This window comes from Flavobacterium plurextorum (assembly GCF_002217395.1).
Classification (GTDB): domain Bacteria; phylum Bacteroidota; class Bacteroidia; order Flavobacteriales; family Flavobacteriaceae; genus Flavobacterium; species Flavobacterium plurextorum.
Map to the genome: position 1 here is coordinate 38,903 of NZ_MUHD01000010.1, position 20,514 is coordinate 59,416.

General features: G+C 33.1%; 19 protein-coding genes. 8 read left to right on the top strand and 11 right to left on the bottom strand.

Annotation, left to right across the window (positions count from 1 at the left end):
* Positions 1-7 precede the first annotated feature (7 nt).
* Positions 8-412, bottom strand: a complete 405-nt coding sequence (gene rnpA / locus B0A81_RS05005; protein WP_089057006.1) for a ribonuclease P protein component — start codon at positions 410-412, stop codon at positions 8-10.
* A gap of 125 nt (positions 413-537) precedes the next feature.
* Between rnpA and B0A81_RS05010 the strand changes: the two genes are divergently transcribed.
* The 3 genes from B0A81_RS05010 (at position 538) to B0A81_RS05020 (ending at position 3,176) form a co-directional block, all read left to right on the top strand.
* Positions 538-1,284, top strand: a complete 747-nt coding sequence (locus tag B0A81_RS05010; RefSeq protein ID WP_089057007.1) for a lysophospholipid acyltransferase family protein — start codon at positions 538-540, stop codon at positions 1,282-1,284.
* Between the two features lie 43 nt (positions 1,285-1,327).
* On the top strand, positions 1,328-2,320 hold the full coding sequence (locus B0A81_RS05015) for an acyl-ACP desaturase (RefSeq protein ID WP_089057008.1): 993 nt from the start codon (positions 1,328-1,330) through the stop codon (positions 2,318-2,320).
* Positions 2,321-2,522: 202 nt separating this feature from the next.
* The gene (locus B0A81_RS05020) at positions 2,523-3,176 is read left to right on the top strand and encodes an HD domain-containing protein (protein WP_089057009.1); all 654 of its coding nucleotides are present in this window, start codon (positions 2,523-2,525) and stop codon (positions 3,174-3,176) included.
* A 124-nt stretch (positions 3,177-3,300) separates the two neighbouring features.
* Here the strand turns inward: B0A81_RS05020 and B0A81_RS05025 are convergent, their stop codons facing one another.
* The 4 genes from B0A81_RS05025 to B0A81_RS05040 all read right to left on the bottom strand — a co-directional run bounded on the left by B0A81_RS05025 (position 3,301) and on the right by B0A81_RS05040 (position 6,857).
* Positions 3,301-4,227, bottom strand: coding sequence for an alpha/beta fold hydrolase (locus tag B0A81_RS05025; protein WP_089057010.1), 927 nt, complete (start codon positions 4,225-4,227; stop codon positions 3,301-3,303).
* Positions 4,228-4,389: 162 nt separating this feature from the next.
* Positions 4,390-4,512, bottom strand: a complete 123-nt coding sequence (locus tag B0A81_RS05030) for a FeoB-associated Cys-rich membrane protein (protein WP_089053480.1) — start codon at positions 4,510-4,512, stop codon at positions 4,390-4,392.
* Between the two features lie 6 nt (positions 4,513-4,518).
* Positions 4,519-6,618, bottom strand: a complete 2,100-nt coding sequence (gene feoB / locus B0A81_RS05035; protein ID WP_089057011.1) for a ferrous iron transport protein B — start codon at positions 6,616-6,618, stop codon at positions 4,519-4,521.
* Complete coding sequence (locus B0A81_RS05040; RefSeq protein ID WP_071635705.1) at positions 6,618-6,857, bottom strand: FeoA family protein; 240 nt, start codon at positions 6,855-6,857, stop codon at positions 6,618-6,620. Before B0A81_RS05040 ends, feoB begins: the two co-directional genes overlap by 1 nt.
* 496 nt (positions 6,858-7,353) lie before the next feature.
* Between B0A81_RS05040 and B0A81_RS05045 the strand changes: the two genes are divergently transcribed.
* Positions 7,354-7,941, top strand: coding sequence for a hypothetical protein (locus tag B0A81_RS05045; protein WP_089057012.1), 588 nt, complete (start codon positions 7,354-7,356; stop codon positions 7,939-7,941).
* A 460-nt stretch (positions 7,942-8,401) separates the two neighbouring features.
* On the opposite strand, the gene B0A81_RS05050 is transcribed toward B0A81_RS05045, so the two are convergent.
* The gene (locus tag B0A81_RS05050) at positions 8,402-9,067 is read right to left on the bottom strand and encodes an SCO family protein (RefSeq protein ID WP_089053477.1); all 666 of its coding nucleotides are present in this window, start codon (positions 9,065-9,067) and stop codon (positions 8,402-8,404) included.
* Between the two features lie 328 nt (positions 9,068-9,395).
* Here B0A81_RS05050 and B0A81_RS05055 point away from each other — a divergent pair, with 328 nt between their 5' ends.
* Complete coding sequence (locus B0A81_RS05055) at positions 9,396-11,456, top strand: M13 family metallopeptidase (protein WP_089057013.1); 2,061 nt, start codon at positions 9,396-9,398, stop codon at positions 11,454-11,456.
* 210 nt (positions 11,457-11,666) lie between these two features.
* A complete protein-coding gene (locus tag B0A81_RS05060; RefSeq protein ID WP_089057014.1) occupies positions 11,667-13,727 on the top strand; it encodes a M13 family metallopeptidase in 2,061 nt (686 codons plus the stop codon).
* A gap of 55 nt (positions 13,728-13,782) precedes the next feature.
* Here B0A81_RS05060 and B0A81_RS05065 read toward each other — a convergent pair whose 3' ends face one another.
* The 3 genes from B0A81_RS05065 to hemB all read right to left on the bottom strand — a co-directional run bounded on the left by B0A81_RS05065 (position 13,783) and on the right by hemB (position 15,700).
* Positions 13,783-14,232, bottom strand: a complete 450-nt coding sequence (locus tag B0A81_RS05065) for a GyrI-like domain-containing protein (RefSeq protein WP_089057015.1) — start codon at positions 14,230-14,232, stop codon at positions 13,783-13,785.
* Positions 14,233-14,304: 72 nt separating this feature from the next.
* Positions 14,305-14,706 carry a c-type cytochrome gene (locus B0A81_RS05070; RefSeq protein ID WP_089057016.1) on the bottom strand — a complete coding sequence of 134 codons (402 nt, stop codon included), beginning with the start codon at positions 14,704-14,706 and terminating at the stop codon, positions 14,305-14,307.
* A 1-nt stretch (position 14,707) separates the two neighbouring features.
* Positions 14,708-15,700 (bottom strand): porphobilinogen synthase, encoded by a 993-nt coding sequence (hemB, locus tag B0A81_RS05075; protein WP_089053472.1) that lies wholly within the window; start codon positions 15,698-15,700, stop codon positions 14,708-14,710.
* 282 nt (positions 15,701-15,982) lie between these two features.
* Between hemB and B0A81_RS05080 the strand changes: the two genes are divergently transcribed.
* Positions 15,983-16,615 (top strand): hypothetical protein, encoded by a 633-nt coding sequence (locus B0A81_RS05080; RefSeq protein ID WP_089057017.1) that lies wholly within the window; start codon positions 15,983-15,985, stop codon positions 16,613-16,615.
* 3 nt (positions 16,616-16,618) lie between these two features.
* A complete protein-coding gene (locus tag B0A81_RS05085) occupies positions 16,619-18,439 on the top strand; it encodes a hypothetical protein (RefSeq protein WP_089057018.1) in 1,821 nt (606 codons plus the stop codon).
* Positions 18,440-18,507: 68 nt separating this feature from the next.
* On the opposite strand, the gene B0A81_RS05090 is transcribed toward B0A81_RS05085, so the two are convergent.
* Together B0A81_RS05090 and B0A81_RS05095 are read right to left on the bottom strand one after the other, a co-directional pair.
* Positions 18,508-19,395: a fructose bisphosphate aldolase gene (locus tag B0A81_RS05090; protein ID WP_089057021.1), complete on the bottom strand. Its 888-nt coding sequence runs from the start codon at positions 19,393-19,395 to the stop codon at positions 18,508-18,510.
* Between the two features lie 81 nt (positions 19,396-19,476).
* Complete coding sequence (locus B0A81_RS05095; protein ID WP_244281281.1) at positions 19,477-20,409, bottom strand: DUF4421 family protein; 933 nt, start codon at positions 20,407-20,409, stop codon at positions 19,477-19,479.
* Positions 20,410-20,514 lie beyond the last annotated feature (105 nt).

Consider the following 20,514-nt stretch of genomic DNA (forward strand, 5'->3'; position numbering starts at 1 on the left):
TTGAGGTCTACAACTCTGTTTTATTTTCAGATTCCTGAGTTTTCTTAATTTGAAGTATGAATTTTTCAAACAATTGAATCGTTTTAGTGTTGATTTCTTCGTAAGATAATCTGTCTTTTGTTTGATAAAAAAACATGAAAGAATAAGGCTGATCCAGATTATCTAGAAGTAAATGCTTGTTTAAACGATAGGTTTCTCTTAAAACCCTTTTGAAATAATTACGATCGACCGCTTTTTTAAAATATTTTTTAGATACCGAAACCCCAATTTTTGTTTGTTCTTCTGAATTTTCTGCCACTGGACGATAAACCAAACGAAGCGGGTATTTTGAAACCGATTTCCCTTCAGAAAACAGTAATCCAATTGTCGTTTTGCTCTTTAAGCGTTCATTTTTAGGGTAAGTAAAGTTCATTTAATTCAGAAAAAATTTGCAAATTTTAGCACAAAGGTACAATTAAAGCATAAAAATGGTTATTGTTTTTAATTTTTATACCGCTAAAGATATATTTATTACTTTTGGCCTTTAATTTTAGAAGCATGCAAAAGGTAATTTCGTATCCTATATCTGTAATTTATTATTTATGTTTTGGATTATGCTTAGCGGTTTTTCATCCGATACAATGGGTTTGTTTGAACCTTTTTGGTTACCAAGCGCATAAGAAAAGCGTTGATTATTTGAACTTTTGCCTTTTAAAATGTACAAATCTTGTTGGAACAACCTATAAAATTGAAGGCGTAGATACAATTCCTAAAGGAGTGCCGCTTATTTTTGTCTCAAATCATCAAAGTATGTACGATATCGTGACAATGATTTGGTACTTTAGACGTTTTCATTGTAAATTTGTAAGTAAGAAGGAGTTAGGAAGCGGAATTCCGAGTGTGTCTTTTAATTTACGCCACGGAGGATCTGTACTAATTGACCGTAAAGACCCTAAACAAGCGATTCCAGTAATCAAAGGCTTGTCTGAATATATAGAAAAAAATACTAGATCTGCTGTGATTTTTCCAGAAGGAACCCGCAGCAAGACTGGAAAACCAAAAGAATTTGCCCAAAGCGGTTTAAAAATTCTTTGCAAATATGCGCCTTCAGCGTATGTTGTGCCAGTAAGTATTAACAATTCATGGAAAATGGTGCGTTATGGAATGTTTCCTGTTGGTTTAGGAAATCGCCTTACCTTTACAGTGCATAAAGCTATGGCTGTAAAAGATTATGATTTTGCAGAACTGATGGCTTTAACAGAAAAGGCAGTTGTAGAAGGAGTAAACGAGTATAAACAGATTTAATTTTAGTAAAAAGCTAAACTTAAATCCAAATTTAAAATAAGTAATGTCTATAAAAAACATTAGATTAGAAGTGATGCAGTTTTTGGAAAAAAACGTTGACAGCTTCGTTGAACAGTATTTAATTCCTGTGGAAAAAATTTGGCAGCCGTCTGATTTTTTGCCTAATTCAGAAGGTGAAAACTTTTTTGAAGAGGTAAAAGAATTGCGTGAAATTGCCAAAGAGCTGCCATACGATTTCTGGGTAACACTTGTAGGTGATACAATCACCGAAGAAGCTTTGCCAACTTACGAGTCTTGGTTAATGGATGTAGAAGGTATAAACCAAGTAGAAAATGGCGGTAATGGCTGGTCTAAATGGATCAGACAATGGACAGGAGAAGAAAATCGTCACGGTGATCTTTTAAATAAATACTTGTATTTGTCTGGTCGTGTAAATATGCGTGAAATCGAAATGACAACACAGCATTTAATTAACGACGGTTTTGATATTGGAACAGGAACTGATCCATACAAAAACTTTGTATACACCAGTTTTCAAGAATTAGCAACTTACGTTTCACACAATAGAGTAGCACAAATCGCTAAGAAATTTGGTGATAACAAGTTGTCTAAAATGTGTAAAATGATTGCTGGTGACGAAATGCGTCATCACCATGCTTACAGTGAATTTGTTACCAGAATTTTCCAAGTTGATCCAAGCGAAATGATGTTGGCTTTTCAATACATGATGAAGCAGAAAATTGTTATGCCGGCTCACTTTTTAAGAGAATCAGGTCAAAAAATAAGCACAGCTTTTGAGCAATTCTCAGATTCAGCACAACGTATCGGTGTTTACACAGCTAACGATTATGTTGATATTATGCAGAAATTAATCAACAAATGGGAAATCGATAAAGTTTCTAATTTGACTGATGAAGCTGAAAAAGCACGTGATTATTTAATGAAATTACCAGCTCGTATGGCTAGAATTTCTGAAAGATTAGTAATTCCTGCTGAAGGACACATCTTTAAATGGGTTGAACCAGCAAGACTATAAATTTTAGATTGCAGATTACTGATTTTTAGTCCCGAAGCCTCAGGATAAAATTGATTTTTGCAATTGATATTGAAAACATTGTTGATTGTTAAAGTCTTAAAGCTTTAACAATCAACTTTTTTTATTTTGAATAATTAAAAGCAGCATAAAACCGTTTAATCTGATTTATCTGTGGCATTTTATCACAAACCATAATACACCTATGAATAATTCTGAACTTATAACTAAAACAATCACATTTGTAAAAGAGAAATTAAATGATGCTGAAGGCGGACACGATTGGTTTCATATTGAACGTGTTTACAAGAATGCACTCTTAATTACTAATGATACCAATTGTGATCTTACTATTGTTCAGTTAGGAGCTTTACTTCATGATATTGCCGACAGTAAATTTCATAACGGAGACGAGACAATTGGACCCAAAACAGCACGTTTGTTTCTAGAGTCAGAAAATGTTTCAGAAGAAATTATCCAGCACGTTGTCAATATCATTGAAAATATCTCTTATAAAGGCGGAAATTTTGAAAAAAAGTTCTCTTCGATCGAATTAGATGTTGTTCAAGATGCTGATCGTTTAGATGCAATTGGAGCAATTGGAGTTGCAAGAGCATTTAATTACGGCGGATTCAAAAATAGAGCCTTGCACAATCCTGAAATTGCGCCCATTACAAACATGACAAAAGAAGAGTACAAAAAAAACAGCGCGCCAACAATAAACCATTTTTACGAAAAGCTGTTACTCCTAAAAGATAAAATGAATACAGAGAAAGGAAAACAAATTGCAGCCGAAAGACATCGTTTTATGGAAACATTCCTCGCTCAGTTTTACGCAGAGTGGGAAGGAGTGAAGTAAAGCAAAGCGAAGCAAAGTTTTCAAAGACAGTCAAAATATCCAGTCTTTCATCTTCAATCTTCAATCTTTCATCTCTCGTCTTTTCATCTTCAATCTTTCATCTTCAATCTCCCATCTCCCGCCGTCAGTCGTTTTTCTGCACAAATTTCTGCACAGCATTTTTAAACTCTGTGTTCTCTTCGTAGTATAAAATATGGCCTCCCTTAATAATTTTAACCTCTTGATTTGGGAATTTGAACAAACGATAATGATCAGGACCAATGCTGTGGTCATTTGATCCTGAAATTACAAGTGTAGGAACTTTTATAAATGCTGTTTGCTTTGTAAAATCGCTTAAATAAATAGGCATTCCTAATGCTTGTTGTGCAAATGAGGAGTTTCTTTTAAAACTGCTGTCAATACGGTCTAGTTTTTCTACATTCTTTTCAATGTCAGATAATATTTTATAATCAAGACCTGCTTTTTTAATACGTTTTTTTGCTTCTATAAAAGGCATCAATGGAGATTCACCGTTTTTAACAGCTATGTTTTCACCAAGAGTTTTACCCATAAAAGAAATTTGATTAAGAAGAGAATCATTTATGTCAAGAGTGGCATTTAAGAGAATTAAGCCCTTAACATGTTCAGGGTATTTGCCAGCATAATTTGCAGCTAAAATTCCTCCGAAAGAATGCCCTATTATAAATACTTTTGGAGCATTTAGACTTTTACGAATGTCCTCAATATCGTCTAACATTCTATTTAAGCTATAATCATTGTTTGGTGAAGAAGCAGAGCGTCCGCAGCCTCTTTGGTCAAAATAACACATAGTTAATTTATCCTCAAGTACATTTCCTCCCATCTCTTCAAAAGATTTGCTCCAAGCGCCGGGACCGCCGTGTATAAAAATACATACATCACCTTTTCCGGATATTTTTAAATATAATGGCACTCCATCTGAAGCAATAATAGTACTGTCGTTTATTTTTTTTGGGAAAGTGTTTTTTTGACTGAAACCATGATTTGCAAAACACAAGATGAAGAGAAAAACAAAAGAAACTTTTTGTGTCATTTTAGATCTTATTTATCAATTATTTGTTGAGTTTAAAGACGTGTAAAATTAGGATTAAAACAACGATTTTAAAAATAAAAAAAGCTTCACAAAGAGTTTTGAAAATCTCTGTGAAGCCAATTAAAAAATATTTTAAAATGTATTAGTTTTTGAACCTAAAAATCAAGAACATCCGCAATTACCGTCGCCGCAGTCTTTTTTCTTTTTTGACTTCCAAAAAAACTTTTTGATCAAAAAAGCAACCGCGATAAAAAGGATTCCAAAAGCAATTATTTCTTGTATCATGGTGATTTATTTTAAAAATTGATAAGCCAAAAGAGCCGTAAAATAAGCTAATCCGGTCATAAAGAAAAGCTGCGCTGCAGGCCATTTCCATGAATTAGTTTCTTTTTTTGTAATTGCTAATGTACTCGCACATTGCATTGCAAAAGCATAAAACAATAACAATGAAATACCGCTGGCAAAATTGAATATCTTTTCGCCCGTTTCAGGATTTACTTCCTTTTGCATTTTGCTCTTAATTGTCGATTCATTATCACTGTCTCCAACGCTGTAGATTGTTGCTAACGTTCCTACCAAAACTTCACGAGCGGCAAATGAACTAATAATAGCTATTCCTATTTTCCAATCATAACCCAAAGGAGAAATTACAGGTTCGATAGCCTTACCCATAATCCCGATATAAGAATTCTCTATTTTTTGAGACGCTACTTCATTTTCAAATTGAGCCTCATTTAAAGTCGTATTTGCGAATCTTTCTTTTACAATGTTTTCCGCGTCGTTAAAATCTTTTCCAGGTCCGAAAGAAGCTAAAAACCATAAAATAACAGATATTGCTAAGATGATTTTACCCGCACCAAGAACAAAAGCTTTCGTTTTTTCGACAACGTTGATTCCAACATTCTTTAAAAGGGGTAACTTGTAACTTGGCATTTCAACAACAAAATACGATTTTGAGTTTAGTTTTAAAACCTTATTTAAAACATATGCCGAAAGTATAGCCGCAACAAATCCTAGTAAATACAAAAACATTAAAGACAATCCCTGCAGATTAAAAATTCCTAAAACGCGTTTATTAGGAATCACTAACGAAATCATGATCGCATAAACAGGTAATCTCGCAGAACAAGTTGTAAAAGGTGTTACCAAAATAGTAATTAAACGCTCTTTCCAGTTTTCGATATTTCGTGTCGCCATAATTGCTGGAATCGCACAAGCTGTTCCTGAAATTAACGGCACAACACTTTTTCCAGAAAGCCCAAATTTGCGCATTATTTTATCCATTAAAAAAACAACACGGCTCATATAACCGCTCTCTTCCAGAATTGAAATAAATAAAAACAAGAAGGCAATTTGCGGAATAAAAATAATAACCCCTCCAATTCCTGGAATAATTCCCTGCGAAAGCAAATCAGTCAAAATACCGCTTGGCAATTCAGCAGCAACCCAGCTGCTTAACGATGCAAAAGAGCTGTCAATAAAATCCATTGGTATCGTCGACCAGCTGAAAATAGACTGGAAAATGATAAACAAAATACCTAGGAAAATAGCATAACCCCAAAATTTATGAGTTAAAACACGATCTAGTTTTGCTCTAAAATCTTTAGCCATCGAAGCATCGACTTTTAAACCTTCCTTTAAAACATCATTTATAAATTGATACCTTTTAATGGTTTCTTTTTGCTGCAGACGTTTTAATTCTGAATGCGATTTGGTAAAAGTGCTTCGAATTTCATTTCGATCTAAATTAGAGAAATTAACATCCTGCGTAATTACCAGCCACAATTTGTACATTAATTGATTAGGAAATGCCTTTTGTAAATTTTCAAAATATTCAGGATCAATTACAGAAGCATTTAAACATGGTTCGTGCGGAATTGTTTTGTACGAAACAATTAATTCTTTTAATTGCTCAATTCCCAAACCTTTACGAGAACTTACTAAAGCAATTTTAGTTTTTAGTTTTTCTTCTAAATATGGAATGTCTAAACTAATTCCCTTGCTTTCCATACGATCAGACATATTAATAACCAGAATCGTCGGAATTTCAAGATCTTTTATCTGAGTGTAAATCAGTAGATTTCGTTTCAGGTTTTCAACATCAGTTACCACAACAGCAACATCAGGATACAATTTGTCGTTTTTGTTCAACAAAAGTTCAATAACAACACTTTCGTCCATCGAACTTGCATTCAAACTGTACGTTCCCGGCAAATCCAGAATGTTAGCTTTGATGTTATGCGGTAGTTTACAGAAACCTATTTTTTTCTCAACCGTAATTCCGGGATAATTCCCCACTTGTTGATTTAGACCCGTAAGTTGATTAAAAACAGAAGTTTTTCCAGTATTTGGATTCCCAATAAGGGCAACATTGATATTTTGAATGCTCATTACAAATTGTTTTTGATAAGTTCAACTTCAATTTCACGAGCAGTTTCAACACGTATCGCTACGTGCGAACCATTTATATCTAAATATAAAGGATCTCCAAAAGGAGCAATTTGAAGCAATTCGACTAAGCTGCCCGGCAAACAACCCATCTCTAATAATTTTAAAGGAATCAAATCGATATCAAAATCTTTGATAATGGCTTTATCGCCTTTTTTCAGGGTATGGATTGTATTTTGCAAGCTTATTTAGATTGAGTTTAGATTGCAAAAATAGGCAATAATTCTTTATTTCAAGGCATTTAACAGTTTTCTAAATGCTAAATGTTTCTAAAAATTTGGTTTAGTAATTTTGTTGCTTATTTTGTTTTTAAAGAAATATGCTACATTTGGTTTAAAACAATACTAAAAACTTAAATAATTAGGAATAAAATTTTTATAAGTTAACATTTACTTGTTTCCTTGTCTCATCTTTAGTTAGTTCATGTTCTATGGAGGATTTAAAGAATGAAAACAATGAAAATAGTAGTAGAGTAAATCAAGCTGAAGAAGACTTTAATAACAATGAAGTTTAAAATAAAGTATAATATATATATCTGACGCACCAGATTGGAAGAATGCAAGCTTTAAAAATGACTCAATACTAATATCTGTAATATTTGATAGTCCTTCTATCTATGGAGGATATGAATAATTGGCGTAAAGAAACCAATTAGAAACATCTTGAAAAAATAAAACGATGAAACAATTAAACAAATTATTTCTAATCATTTCTTTCTTTACTTTATCGTGTGTCAGTGCACAAGATATAGAAAATTATGAGCCTATCAATGTGTTTTTAGAAACTCAGAAAATTGATAAGAGCAAAAAACACATACTGCAAGCTAATAAGGCTTTAAATAGAGAAGCTTTAAGGATTTTTAATGGAGGCAATGGACCTGATCATATTATAGATCCAAAGAATTATATAGATCATACAGATAGTTTATTTGTAGAAAAACATTGGAAAAAAATGTATGAAGAATACGCGCATGATACCATAAAAAGATACTGGAAAAAAGAAGATTTTCCTGAATATAATTTTATACTTGAAAATGACGCAGGGGCATTTAAATACGATTTTATGATTAAGTATATGAATACTGGATTGCAATATGAAGCTATAGTGATTTCGGAACCCATGTATTACATGAATAGAAAATATATTATGTTTTTTTATGGTGAAGCATCTGCCGCGGGTGGTGGAAAATATTCTACTGTCATTATGGAAAAACAAAAGGAAAAATGGGTTGTTGTCAGGGTAATAGGAGATTATGCTTTTTATTAATTATATCAGATAATTTTCTAAAACCTGCTCAAGTATATAACGAACAGGATTTTTTATAAAGAAGTTAATGTGTTAAAGGAAGCCCTTTGTTAAAATTTATATATGAAACAATTAAATAAATTATTCGTAATCATTTTTTTATTTTCTTTATCGTGTGTCAGTGCACAAGATATAGAAAGATTATAAAAAAGTATTGTAACCCGTTGGGTGTATTCATAAAATTCAATTTAACACATAGAAACATAGATTTTATTTATGAAGAAGGATACAAAAAGAAACGTATTCCTTTCACATAACCAGCTAAGGTAAATGGACAGTTCTCGGAGAGATTAGAGATGGCATTTATTGTTGATTAAGTTTTTTAAGATAAAGAACTTTTTAAATTTAAAAAAAGACGTTAAGAATTTAAACTAATATTCTTAACGTCTTTTCTATTTTATCGTCTAATAAACGTTCAGTTTTACTCCTTACACAAGAAATCGATGTCTTCCAACAGACGTTTAATTTCTTCTTTGTTCGTTCCGTCATAAAAACCGCGAACACGTCTTTTTTGATCAACCAAAACAAAATTTTCGGTATGAACCATATCGTACAATTGATCAGGTCGACCTAATTTTACCGCCAAATACGATTTTCTCGCCATCGTATAGATTTCTTTTTTGTCGCCCGTAACCAAATTCCATTTACTGTCTACAACGCCATGTTTTACTGCATAAGCTTTCAAAACAGGAATGCTGTCCACTTCTGGAAAAACAGTGTGCGAAAGCAGCATTACTTTTGGATTGTTTAAAACGGCTTTTTGCACCTCTTCAAGATTCGTTGTCATTTTTGGACAAATAGAACCGCAGGTTGTAAAGAAAAAATCTGCAACATAAATTTTTCCCTCGTAGTTTTTTTGAGTAATCGTGTCTCCATTTTGATTTACAAACGAAAAATCAGCAATTGTATGGTATTTACTTTTGTATTGAACAGTGCTGTCAACTAATTCTGGATTAACATCAGCAGGATTAAAAATAGGCAGCGTTTTTTGTGGTTTTAAAGCCGAATAAAATAAAGATATAGTGACAACCGAAAAGACAATTAATACAATAAAGAATTTGCGGTATTTGTATAGAAGCGATTTCATAAAAACAATTTGGCGCAAAAATACGAAAAGAGCACTTTAAAAGGCACAATTATAACGCTTTTTAACAGCTTTGATTTTTTAATCTTGTAAAGGTGCAGTGCTTTTTGTTTTATGTGGATTTTACAGATTTAAGTAAATTTTAGAACAAAGGCACACACTGCTGAAACCTGCTTTTATAGAAATTGTACACGGTTTAAATCTTAAAAAGCAGAAATGGCGGAGGTTATACTTTTTACTAAAAAACCGCCGCAAATTATTGCTTTGATTTTAACACAAAATTCCAAATATTAACAATATTTTTGTATTAACACAAAAATCACACTCGAAAATGAACAAACAATTTACAAAACCCTTATTTTGTGTTTTTTCTGTAATGTTTTCATTAACTGCAGTAAAAGCTCAAAATACAGCTCCAAAAGAGCCCGGTATTAATGTTTCCTACATGAATACCAAAGTTAGTCCAGGTGAGGACTTTTTTCAATATGTAAACGGAACTTGGTTAAGCAAAACCGAAATCCCAAGCGATCGTACAACTTGGGGAAGTTTCAATGAATTGATAAAAAAAACAGACAAAGATGCAATGTCTATTTTAAAAGAAGCATCAAAAAACCCTAAGTACAAATCAGATACTGATCAAGGAAAAGCAGTAAATTTATTTGCAACTGTTCTAGATACTGTGGGCAGAAACAAACAAGGAATTGCACCTTTGCAAACCTATTTGAAAAAAATTGATGCAATTAAAAATGTTGCGGATCTTCAAAAATACTTAACTGAAGTAGAACAAGAAGGAGCTGCTGGTTTTTTTGGAACTTATGTTGGTGCTGACGAAAAAAACAGTTCTAAAAATTCGGTATACCTTGGAGTAAACCAATTGGGATTGCCAGATAAAGATTATTATATTTCAGAAGATAAAGATTCTAAAGAAAAGCGTGCAAAATACCTATTGCATGTTGCAAAGATGATGCAGTTTATTGGCGAATCTCCTGAAAAATCAAAACAAAGCGCTTCAGCTATTTTAGCTTTAGAAACTGAATTGTCAAAACCAAGATTGAATCGTGTTGAAAGCAGAGACAGCCGTTTACAATATAATCCAATGACAATTGCGGAACTTCAAAAGTTAACACCAGCTATAAAATGGGAAGCTTATTTTACTGGAATAGGTTTAGCAAAGCTGGATACAGTTATAGTTATGGAGCCTAAATACATGAAAGCACTTCAAACTGTTTTTACAGCTAACAAAGTAGCACAATGGAAAGAGTATTTAAAATGGGATTTAATCCATACTTATGCAACGAAATTATCAACAAATGTTGAAACTGCTAATTTCGATTTCTACAGCAAAACTTTAAGAGGTGCAATAAAACAATTGCCGCGTGAAGAAAAAGCGTTGCAAATTGTAAATAACGATATTGGTGAAGCACTTGGTAAATTGTACGTTGAGAAAGTTTTTCCAGCTGAAGCTAAAACTAAAGCTTTAGATATGATTCAAAATGTAATTACTGCATACCAAAATCGTATCAATAACTTAACTTGGATGTCTGCGCCGACAAAAGTAAAAGCAATCGAAAAATTAAATAAAATTACCATTAAAGTAGGTTATCCTGATAAATGGAAAGATTATTCAGCGCTTGAAATTAAAAGTATTGCAGATGGCGGAAGTTATTTTGAGAATTCACGCAATATAGCAAAATGGAATTTCAAAAAAGGAATTGAAAAATTGAAAAAACCAGTTGATAAAACAGAGTGGGGAATGTCACCGCAAACAGTAAATGCGTATTACAATCCATCATACAACGAAATTGTTTTCCCAGCAGCAATTTTACAACCTCCATTTTACAATTATCAAGCTGATGAAGCTGTAAATTATGGTGGAATTGGAGCTGTAATCGGACATGAAATTTCACATGGTTTTGATGATTCTGGAGCACGTTACAATGCCGAAGGAAATCTTGTAGACTGGTGGACGCCTGAAGATTTAAAGCAATTTACTGCACTTGGAGATAAATTAGCAGATCAATACAGCGCTTTAGAACCTTTACCGGGAATTAAAGTAGATGGTAAATTTACGTTAGGTGAAAACATTGGAGATTTAGGTGGAATAAATGCGGCTTATGATGGATTACAGCTGTATTTAAAGAAACACGGAAATCCAGGTTTAATTGACGGATTTACACCAGAACAGAGATTCTTTATTTCTTGGGCAACAGTTTGGAGAACAAAATCAAGAGATGAAGCCATAAAAAATCAAGTAAAAACTGATCCGCATTCTCCAGGAATGTACAGAGCTTATGTTCCAATTCAAAATATGGATGCTTTTTACAACGCTTTTGGAATTAAAAGCGGCGATAAAATGTTTGTAAGTCCAGATAAAAGAGTAAAAATTTGGTAACATAATTCCAAATCATAAAAAACGGCGCTGAATCAGCGCCGTTTTTGTTTGTATAAAGTGTAAAATCATGATTTTCATTTGTCCATTTTATTGAATCTGTTAGGTTTAATTAGAGAATGGCACCCATCAAATTAATTATTTGATGTATTTTATACATAGTTTAGAATAATTGCAATATGTTTGTATATATACTAAAAACCATAAATAAAAATGATTAAACAACTAAGAAAACCTATGTTTTGTGTTGTTTCTGCAATGATTACAATTACTGCAGTTCAGGCACAAGACGCCAAAAAGAAAGAACCGGGAATCAATCTTTCTAATATGGACACGAAAGTGAGCCCAAAAAATGATTTTTTTCGTTACGTAAATGGAGCTTGGCTGGACAAAACAGAAATTCCAAGTGATAGAAATTCATGGGGAAGTTTTAACGAATTGCGTCAGAAGACTGATAATGATGCGCTTGCTATTTTAAAAGAAGCATCAAAAGATCCTAAATACAAATCAAATACAGATCAAGGTAAAGCAATTGCTTTGTTTAACACGATTATGGATACGGTTGGTCGTAATAAAAATGGAATTACGCCTCTTCAGCCTGTTTTGAAGAAAATCGATGCTATTAAAAACGTTACCGATCTTCAGAATTTCTTTATCGAAATGCAGCCGCAAGGTGGTATTGGTTTTTTTGGAGTATATGTTGGAGCAGATGCTAAAAACAGTAACAAAAACACCGTTAACTTAGGACCAGGAGGTTTAGGATTATCTGATAAAGATTACTACAATTCAGACGATAAAGATTCAAAAGAAAAACGTGAAAAATACGAAGTACACGTTGCGAGAATGTTACAGTATATTGGAGAATCTCCTGCAAAAGCTAAAGAAAGTGCAAAACAAATTTTAGCTTTAGAAATTGAACTTTCTGCTCCAAGATTAGACCGTGTTGAAAGAAGAGACCGCAGAAAACAATACAATCCAACTGCGATTGCTGATTTAAAGAAAAATACACCTTCTATTCAATGGGAGAAATATTTCACTGGAATCGGAATGACGAAATTGGATTCAGTAAACGTAGCACAGCCACGTTATATGATTGCTTTAGAAAAAACATTTTCGGAAAAAAAAGTAGAAGCATGGAAAGAATATTTGAAATGGTCTTTATTGAACAGAAATGCTTCAACGTTGACTACAGATATTGAAAAAGCGAATTTTGATTTCTACGGAAAAACCCTTACAGGAGCGTTGAAACAACGTCCTCGTGAAGAAATGGCATTGCAGGTAATTAACGGTGCTACCGGAGAAGCTTTAGGAAAATTGTATGTAGAAAAATTATTTCCTGCTGAAGCAAAAGACAAAGCAAAGAACATGATTGCTAATGTAATGTTAGCTTACGAAAACAGAATCAACGCATTGCCTTGGATGTCTGCGCCAACAAAGACAAAAGCAATTGAAAAACTAAAGAGACTTACCATTAAAATTGGATATCCTGATAAATGGAAAGATTATTCTAAACTAGAACTTAAAAACGTTAACGAAGGCGGAACTTATTTTGATAACATGAAAAACATATCAAAATGGTCTTATGCAGAAAGTTTAGCGAAATTGGGTAAACCAGTTGATAAAACAGAGTGGGGAATGTCACCTCAAACGGTTAATGCTTATTTCAATCCATCGTATAACGAAATTGTATTCCCAGCGGCAATCTTACAACCGCCTTTCTATAATTACCAAGCTGATGAAGCGGTTAATTACGGTGGAATTGGTGCTGTTATCGGTCATGAAATTTCTCATGGTTTTGATGATTCTGGAGCACGTTATAATGCAGATGGAAATCTTGTTGACTGGTGGACACCAGAAGATCTAAAACAATTTACAGCTCTAGGAACTGCTTTAGCAGATCAATACAGCGCTTTAGAGCCTTTACCTGGAATTCACGTAGATGGTAAATTTACTTTAGGGGAAAACATTGGAGATTTAGGCGGAATCAATGCTGCTTATGACGGGTTGCAATTGTATTTGAAAGCAAACGGAAATCCTGGTTTAATTGACGGATTTACGCCAGAACAACGTTTCTTTATTTCTTGGGCTACCGTTTGGAGAACAAAATCTAGAGATGAAGCAATTAAGAGTCAGGTTAAAACTGATCCGCATTCTCCTGGAATGTACAGAGCAGTTGTGCCAATTCAGAACGTAGATGCTTTTTATCAAGCTTTTGATATTAAAAAAGGAGATAAAATGTATATTGATCCTGCTAAGAGAGTTAAAATCTGGTAAGAATAAAATCCATAAAAAAACGGCGCTGATTCAGCGCCGTTTTTGTTTTTATGTCTTATCGAATTGCGATGTAAATATCAACTTCTGCATTTTTTGGGTCTTGGACTTTTTCTCCATAAACTTCAAAATCTGCTGTAAAAATACGATCTAGATCTGAATTCCAAATCTCCAGCCATTTATTATAAACAATACCTTCGGTCAAATTTCCTTCGGCAATAATTTTTTCATAATCAGCTGCTTCAACTGTTTTACCAACCATATTTTCAGGTACGAAATCTAAACTTTCAACTTTACAGCCTAAAATAGTCGTGTAAGGTTTGGTGTGATCTTTTTCATAATCGGTATAAATACAAAAAATCTCTTCTGAAATTTTACCTGGAATTTTTTGCTGAATTCCTTCTGTCATAAATTTGTTCCAAAGAGCAGGAATATCCTGAGCTGATTGACCATTTTCGTTTGTGGTTCTTACCGAAATACCAATAATATCGAATTTCTGAATTTTCATTTTACTTCATTTTTGTTGAATTGTAAATTTAAAATGAGGTAGTGACAACTGTATGTCAACAGGAACATAAAACTATTTTAATTGACTGTAGATATACGTTTCAATAGCCTTTAATTCTTCATCAGACATTGCCTGCGTTATCGGAATATTAGTTTTCATAACTGCAAATTGACTTGGATCAACAATTGGTTCCGCTTTTCCTTTTAAGAATGTAACGATATCAGCATTTTTATCTTTGTAAATCTGCGCTATTTCTTTAATGCTTGGTCCAATTACTTTTTGATCAACTTGATGACAAGAAGTACAGTTTCCTCTTCCTTCAAAAATTTCTTTTCCTAAAGCTTCCGGTGTTTTGGCTTCTGCAGATTCTCCTTCAGTATACGTTTCAGTTGGATTATGATCTGGGTTTTCGGCCGCTTCTTTTTTGCATGAAGCAAATGCTAAAACAGCAGATAAGAATAATACTTTTTTCATGCTATTTATTTAAAATTACGGCAGCTTCTTTTGCGAAATATGTAGAGATAATACTAGCGCCTGCACGCTTAATGCAATAAAGTTGCTCTATCATAATTTTATCGTGATCTAACCATCCTCTTTCGGCTGCGGCCTTTACCATAGCGTACTCACCAGAAACTTGGTAAACAGCAACAGGAACATGAACCGCATTTTTTACCTCACGAACAATGTCTAAATATGCCATTCCTGGTTTTACCATAACAATATCTGCACCTTCTTCAACATCTAATAATGCTTCGCGAATTCCTTCAATTCGGTTAGCGTAATCCATTTGATATGTTTTCTTGTCTTTTGGAATATTCTGAGAATCTACTGGAGCAGAATCTAAAGCATCACGAAAAGGACCATAAAATGCCGAAGCATATTTAGCACTATAACTCATAATTCCAACATTATGATGTCCGTTTTCTTCCAAAGCCTTTCTAATAGCCAGAACTCTTCCATCCATCATGTCACTCGGAGCAACAAAATCAGCTCCAGCTTCTGCGTGACTTAGACTCATTCGAGTTAAAGCATCAACAGTCGCATCATTGATTAATTGACCATTTTCAATAATTCCATCATGACCATAGATTGAATATGGATCTAAAGCTACATCCGGCATAACGATCATTTCTGGAACAGCATCTTTTATGGCACGAATAGTTTGCTGCATCAAGCCGTCTTTATTCCAAGCTTCAGTTCCTTTATTGTCTTTTAAATTATCGCTGACTTTTACATAGATGTTTACCGCTTTTATACCTAAATCCCATGCTTCTTTTACTTCTTTGATTGTGTTATCTAATGAATGACGGTAAATTCCCGGCATTGACGGAATAGCTGCTTTTACATCTTTTCCTTCAGCAACAAACATTGGAAGCATAAAATCCTGCGGACTTAAACTGGTTTCACGTACTAAAGAACGAATTGATTCATTGGTTCTCAAACGACGGTTTCTTTGTAATGGGAACATATAATTTTAGATTTTAGATTTTAGATTTCAGACTTTAAACCTGATTTCTTGGAAAACAGATTGATTCATCTTTATTTCTAAAAGTGCAGTTGTTATTTTATTTTTTTGAAGATTATTTCACTTTTTTAACAAGTAGCGCAAAGTTAATGAAAAATCAACAGAATTAGGCTTTTAGACCAATGTAGAATCCGTTAATATTATCTAAAAATTGATGCTTTTATAAGCTGAATTTTAAGAAACCTTTGCTGTAGGTTTTTAAAATATTTCGCATAAATTTGCGAAATGAAGAAAATTCTTGCTTTCTGCTGCTGTTTGCTCTTGACGAGTTGTTTTGAGATAACAGAAAGAATCAAACATCACGACGACCAAAGTGGTGAATATACATTGATGATCGATTTTTCGAAATCATGGTTTAAAACCAAATCCGCTATTTTTTTAGAAGAAGTAGATGGAGTTAAAATCCCAAACGAACAGGAAATCTCACAGAAATTAGAAGACTTTAAAGTGAAAGCTTCAAAAATTGCAGGAATTTCAAATGTTACAACCAAAACTGATTTTGAAAATTACATTTTCATCATCAAACTTAATTACGCCAACATTAAAGCTTTGAATGCGGTAGTGAATACGATTAACAATCAACGTGATCAGATTCATTTTAGCAGTAATGCTAAAAATTTTGAACGAATCGCTTCTTATCCAGTTCCCGAAAAAGTAATTAAAGATCCCAAGAAAAAGAAAGATCTTGAAGAAGCCAGTATAACAGCGATTTATACTTTCGATAAAGATATTGCATCTGTTGAAAATGCTGCTAGTAAAATATCAAAGAATAAAAAGACGGTTTTTTTAAAACAAAGTATGTACAGCGTACTTAAAAAATCGTCATTAATGAATAATACAATCCAATTAACGCCCTGATTTATGAAGCAATTATGCACCTTATTTTTAGTATTCGCCACTTATCTGACCTTTGGTCAAAACAATCAAAATAAATACGACTATTTTGTACAATTTAATGGAAATCAGCTTTCAAAAAAAGTAAATATCGATGAGGTATTAAATCATCCTGTGTTGAATAAGTACAAAGATGGAAATTCAGGTTTTGACATCAGTAAGTACACCTCTCTTTTTTATTTAGACAAGCAATTAACCGTTCACGGAAATTTTACAGACAGTATTCCGTATTGTCAAATCACTATTCCGATAAAGAATAAAGAAGCTGCAAGACAGTTTTTACTGCAAGAATACAGCATTAACAAAAATACAGATTCGGTTATAGTTCCAATCATTCAAGATTTTGGAAATTTCAGCATTCTTAACTCAAAAAACGAAAAAGAATCATTTGCGTGGAATGATAATTATTTGGTAATACTAAAATTAACAAAGAAATTTCACTCAAACCGATACGATCTCTCATCTGCAGATGCACTTCAGGATTCAATTGCAATAGATGAACCATATAAAGAATTATCAATTGAAGAGCCGGCAGCTGCTGATAATTCAACGGCTGTAGAAGAATCTGAAACAGAAGAAGATTCATATGATACGGAATCTTATGCAGCATACACAAAAGAAGAAGATGACTTTAATCAAAAACTGGCTGAACAGCAAAATTTGATGATAAAAGCATTGTTTGAAAAAGGGTTTACTCTTCCTGTATCTGATAAAATAAATGCACTTGCGGATATTTCGTCATGGGTAAATTACGGTGCAGTTATGACTGGCTTATATTCCTCGTATTCATATCCAATGGCAGTTTTTGGAGGTTATGATAAGTTTTTACCAAACCAGAAAAATTTAGGCAATTTTGTAAAGGGTGTTAATCTTGATTTTTATTTCGACAGCAATAATGCACGTATAGAAGAAGTTATCGAATATTCAGAGCAGATTGCAGAAGTTGTAGGGAAAATCAGCAATAGAAAAATCAACAAAAACATATTTAACTACTTTCCTGCAAACAAGCCTTTGGGTTATATGTCTTATCATATCAATACACAAGCAGCGTTTGAAAACATTCCATCTTTAATGACTGATTTGTTTAATAGCCCAAAGTTACAGAGAGATGATTTGGCTGTAGTTACAGATTTAATCTCGACGATTATTGATGAAGAGGCCGTGGCGAAGCTTTTTGACGGTGATTTGAGCCTGTTTTTGTACGATAGCAAGAAAGTTGAGGTAGTTTCTAAATCGTACGACTACGACGAAAATTTTGAGCCAATAGAAAAAGAAGAAAAGATTAAGAAAACAGTTCCGCTTTTTGCTGTAATTTTTACCTCTACACATCCAACATTTGGCGATAAGCTTTTACAGTTAGGCGTTCGCAAGCAATTTTTAACTCAAAATGGAAATACTTTCCTGATAGAAGGAACAAAAGAATACGGCGATTTGTTTATTATCAAAGATAAAGATGTTGTTGTGGTAGCAAACACACTTGACTATTTTAGTAAAGGAAAAGGATCATTTTTAGTGGAAGCAAAAAAAGATTTAAAGAAAAATTATATGTTCGGAAAGCTGAATATTGGTGAGACAATAAATGTCTTTGGTAAATCAGAAAATACGAATGCATCTGATTTTGAGAAGTACAATAAGATCTCGAAGCAATTTTCAGATATTACTTTTGAGTCTCCTAAAAAACTAATGAATAACAAATTGATTTTTGCAGTTAAATTGAATGCTTTAAAATCTGATAAAAATATCATTTTACAGACACTAGATTTAGCTGACGAAATGACTTCTAAATAAGCTATAAAATACAAATCCCCGAAAAATTAATTTTCGGGGATTTTTTTTAAGCTTTAAATAACGATTTGTTAGGTAATAGAAGCATCGTAAATGGCCTTTATCGTTTGTTTCAGCGTATTGTTAAAATCATTATCAGATTGGTCAGCACTAAGTCCTTCAGATAATGCTCGTGAGAAACTCGCAATTAATCCATGGTTTTGTGCAAGTCTGTCGTTGGCATCTTCTCTCGAATATCCGCCAGAAAGAGCCACAACTCTAACGACATTCTGGTTAGACATTAATTCGCTGTAAAAATCATTAACGGTTGGAATCGATAATTTCAACATCACTTTTACATCTGTGTCTAATGCGTTTAGTTGTTTTAAGATTTCTTCTTTTAGAATTTCTTCAGATTTTGTCTTATCTGCACTATAAATATCTACTTCAGGCTCAATAATAGGAATAAGTCCTTTTTTAAAAATTTGAATGCCTACAGCAAATTGCTGTTCAACAACTTCACGAATACCTGCTGCATTTGCTTCTTTAATAGCAGAACGCATTTTAGTTCCAAAAACGTTTCGTTCAACCGCTCGTGTCAGTAATTCATCCAAATTAGGAATAGGTTTCATTAGTTGTACACCATTTGTAAGCTCAGCAAGACCTTTATCGACTTTTAAAAACGGTACAATCTGCTTTTTCTCCCATAAATAATCGGCAGTCCACAGGCCGTCAATCTTACGGTCCATTGTGTTTTCAAACAAAATAGCGCCTAAAATGTATTCGCTGTCAAAAGCAGGGCTTTTTATAATTCTCGTTCTCATTTCGTGTACTAAAGTGTACATTTCTTCGTCATTTGAGAAGCTGCTTTCCTGTATTCCATATTGTGCCAATGCTTTTGGAGTACTTCCGCCGCTTTGATCTAAAGCGGCAATAAAGCCCTTTCCAGATTGCATGCGATTTAATTGTTCATTGTTCATATTTGCCATAATACTGAATTTTAGTTGGAATAAATTCCCGTTAATTTAAGCATTTTTTAGAACTTATTGAAAGAGAGTTTTTTACAGCCCAATTTTTTTATTGACTTTATCGTAAACTTCCTTTACTTTTTTTGGAGGATCAAATCGATAACCTACCGAAAGTTTTAATGTTGAAACATTATCATTCAGCCTGGGATCAACTTTTTCATCTTGAACAAAAGTTACCGAATTTAAACTCGAAAAAGCAAAGAAACGGTCTTTATTATAGGCCAGTTTTAAATTGAAATCAGCCTGATATAAAGCTGATGTATCTCCGCTGACATCATTAATTCCAAATCCTAAAGCAATTCCAGCTCCAATTAAAACACGATCGCTGATTACGAAATTATAGAAGTAAGAAGGCGCTAAAGTAAATACATAAATATCGCCGGGAGACGAATCGGGAGTATTTAAGTCTAAATTGGTGTAATAAAATGAAAAAGTCGGAATAAAACTCCCAGAACTTTTAGTCTGCCATTCATTTTGACTTACCAGCGTTTTAAAAGAGAACTTGTCATTAAAAACATAAGCTGTCGATCCGCCAATTTTAGTGGTTCTCATCCTTGGAAGTTGCGTATTTATATTATCATCACTAAGATAAAATCCCTTTTGATTGATGAAAGTAAAAGACTGCATCCATTTTTTATAGTAAAAACGGGTATTGAAATTAAAATGCTTGGAATGAGAATCGCCTTTGTTACCGCCAAGAAATTTAGGTGCGAAACCAATCGTAACATCAATGATTTTATAATTCAAATTAAAACCAATCTGTTCTCTTCTATTCGGAATTAGATTAACAAAGATCTTCGGATCTTGGCTGCCTGAAGCAATCTGAAAACTATTGGAATTGTCTAAGTAATAGACACTTGTGGTGATTTTATCATTGTATGATTTAAAATAAGGATTCTGCAGGGAGTCTTTTTGAGCAAAACACCCAAAAATGCTGGCAAAGAATGTGGCGTAAATCAGTTTCAAGATAATGTGGTATTTAAGAAATGCTTCGGAGAAGCAAAATATTTATAGCAATTATAATAATCGAATAACATTTGAAGCTCCAGCGGAGCGATATAATATTAAATA

Coding starts and splice junctions, on each gene's coding strand:
- B0A81_RS05080 (WP_089057017.1), top strand. CDS start 15,983: ATGAAGAAAATTCTTGCTTTCTGCTGCTGTTTGCTCTTGACGAGTTGT.
- B0A81_RS05085 (WP_089057018.1), top strand. CDS start 16,619: ATGAAGCAATTATGCACCTTATTTTTAGTATTCGCCACTTATCTGACC.
- B0A81_RS05025 (WP_089057010.1), bottom strand. CDS start 4,227: ATGACACAAAAAGTTTCTTTTGTTTTTCTCTTCATCTTGTGTTTTGCA.
- B0A81_RS05045 (WP_089057012.1), top strand. CDS start 7,354: ATGAAACAATTAAACAAATTATTTCTAATCATTTCTTTCTTTACTTTA.
- B0A81_RS05030 (WP_089053480.1), bottom strand. CDS start 4,512: ATGATACAAGAAATAATTGCTTTTGGAATCCTTTTTATCGCGGTTGCT.
- B0A81_RS05010 (WP_089057007.1), top strand. CDS start 538: ATGCAAAAGGTAATTTCGTATCCTATATCTGTAATTTATTATTTATGT.
- B0A81_RS05015 (WP_089057008.1), top strand. CDS start 1,328: ATGTCTATAAAAAACATTAGATTAGAAGTGATGCAGTTTTTGGAAAAA.
- B0A81_RS05065 (WP_089057015.1), bottom strand. CDS start 14,232: ATGAAAATTCAGAAATTCGATATTATTGGTATTTCGGTAAGAACCACA.
- rnpA (WP_089057006.1), bottom strand. CDS start 412: ATGAACTTTACTTACCCTAAAAATGAACGCTTAAAGAGCAAAACGACA.
- B0A81_RS05020 (WP_089057009.1), top strand. CDS start 2,523: ATGAATAATTCTGAACTTATAACTAAAACAATCACATTTGTAAAAGAG.
- B0A81_RS05090 (WP_089057021.1), bottom strand. CDS start 19,395: ATGAACAATGAACAATTAAATCGCATGCAATCTGGAAAGGGCTTTATT.
- feoB (WP_089057011.1), bottom strand. CDS start 6,618: ATGAGCATTCAAAATATCAATGTTGCCCTTATTGGGAATCCAAATACT.
- B0A81_RS05070 (WP_089057016.1), bottom strand. CDS start 14,706: ATGAAAAAAGTATTATTCTTATCTGCTGTTTTAGCATTTGCTTCATGC.
- B0A81_RS05060 (WP_089057014.1), top strand. CDS start 11,667: ATGATTAAACAACTAAGAAAACCTATGTTTTGTGTTGTTTCTGCAATG.
- B0A81_RS05050 (WP_089053477.1), bottom strand. CDS start 9,067: ATGAAATCGCTTCTATACAAATACCGCAAATTCTTTATTGTATTAATT.
- B0A81_RS05055 (WP_089057013.1), top strand. CDS start 9,396: ATGAACAAACAATTTACAAAACCCTTATTTTGTGTTTTTTCTGTAATG.
- hemB (WP_089053472.1), bottom strand. CDS start 15,700: ATGTTCCCATTACAAAGAAACCGTCGTTTGAGAACCAATGAATCAATT.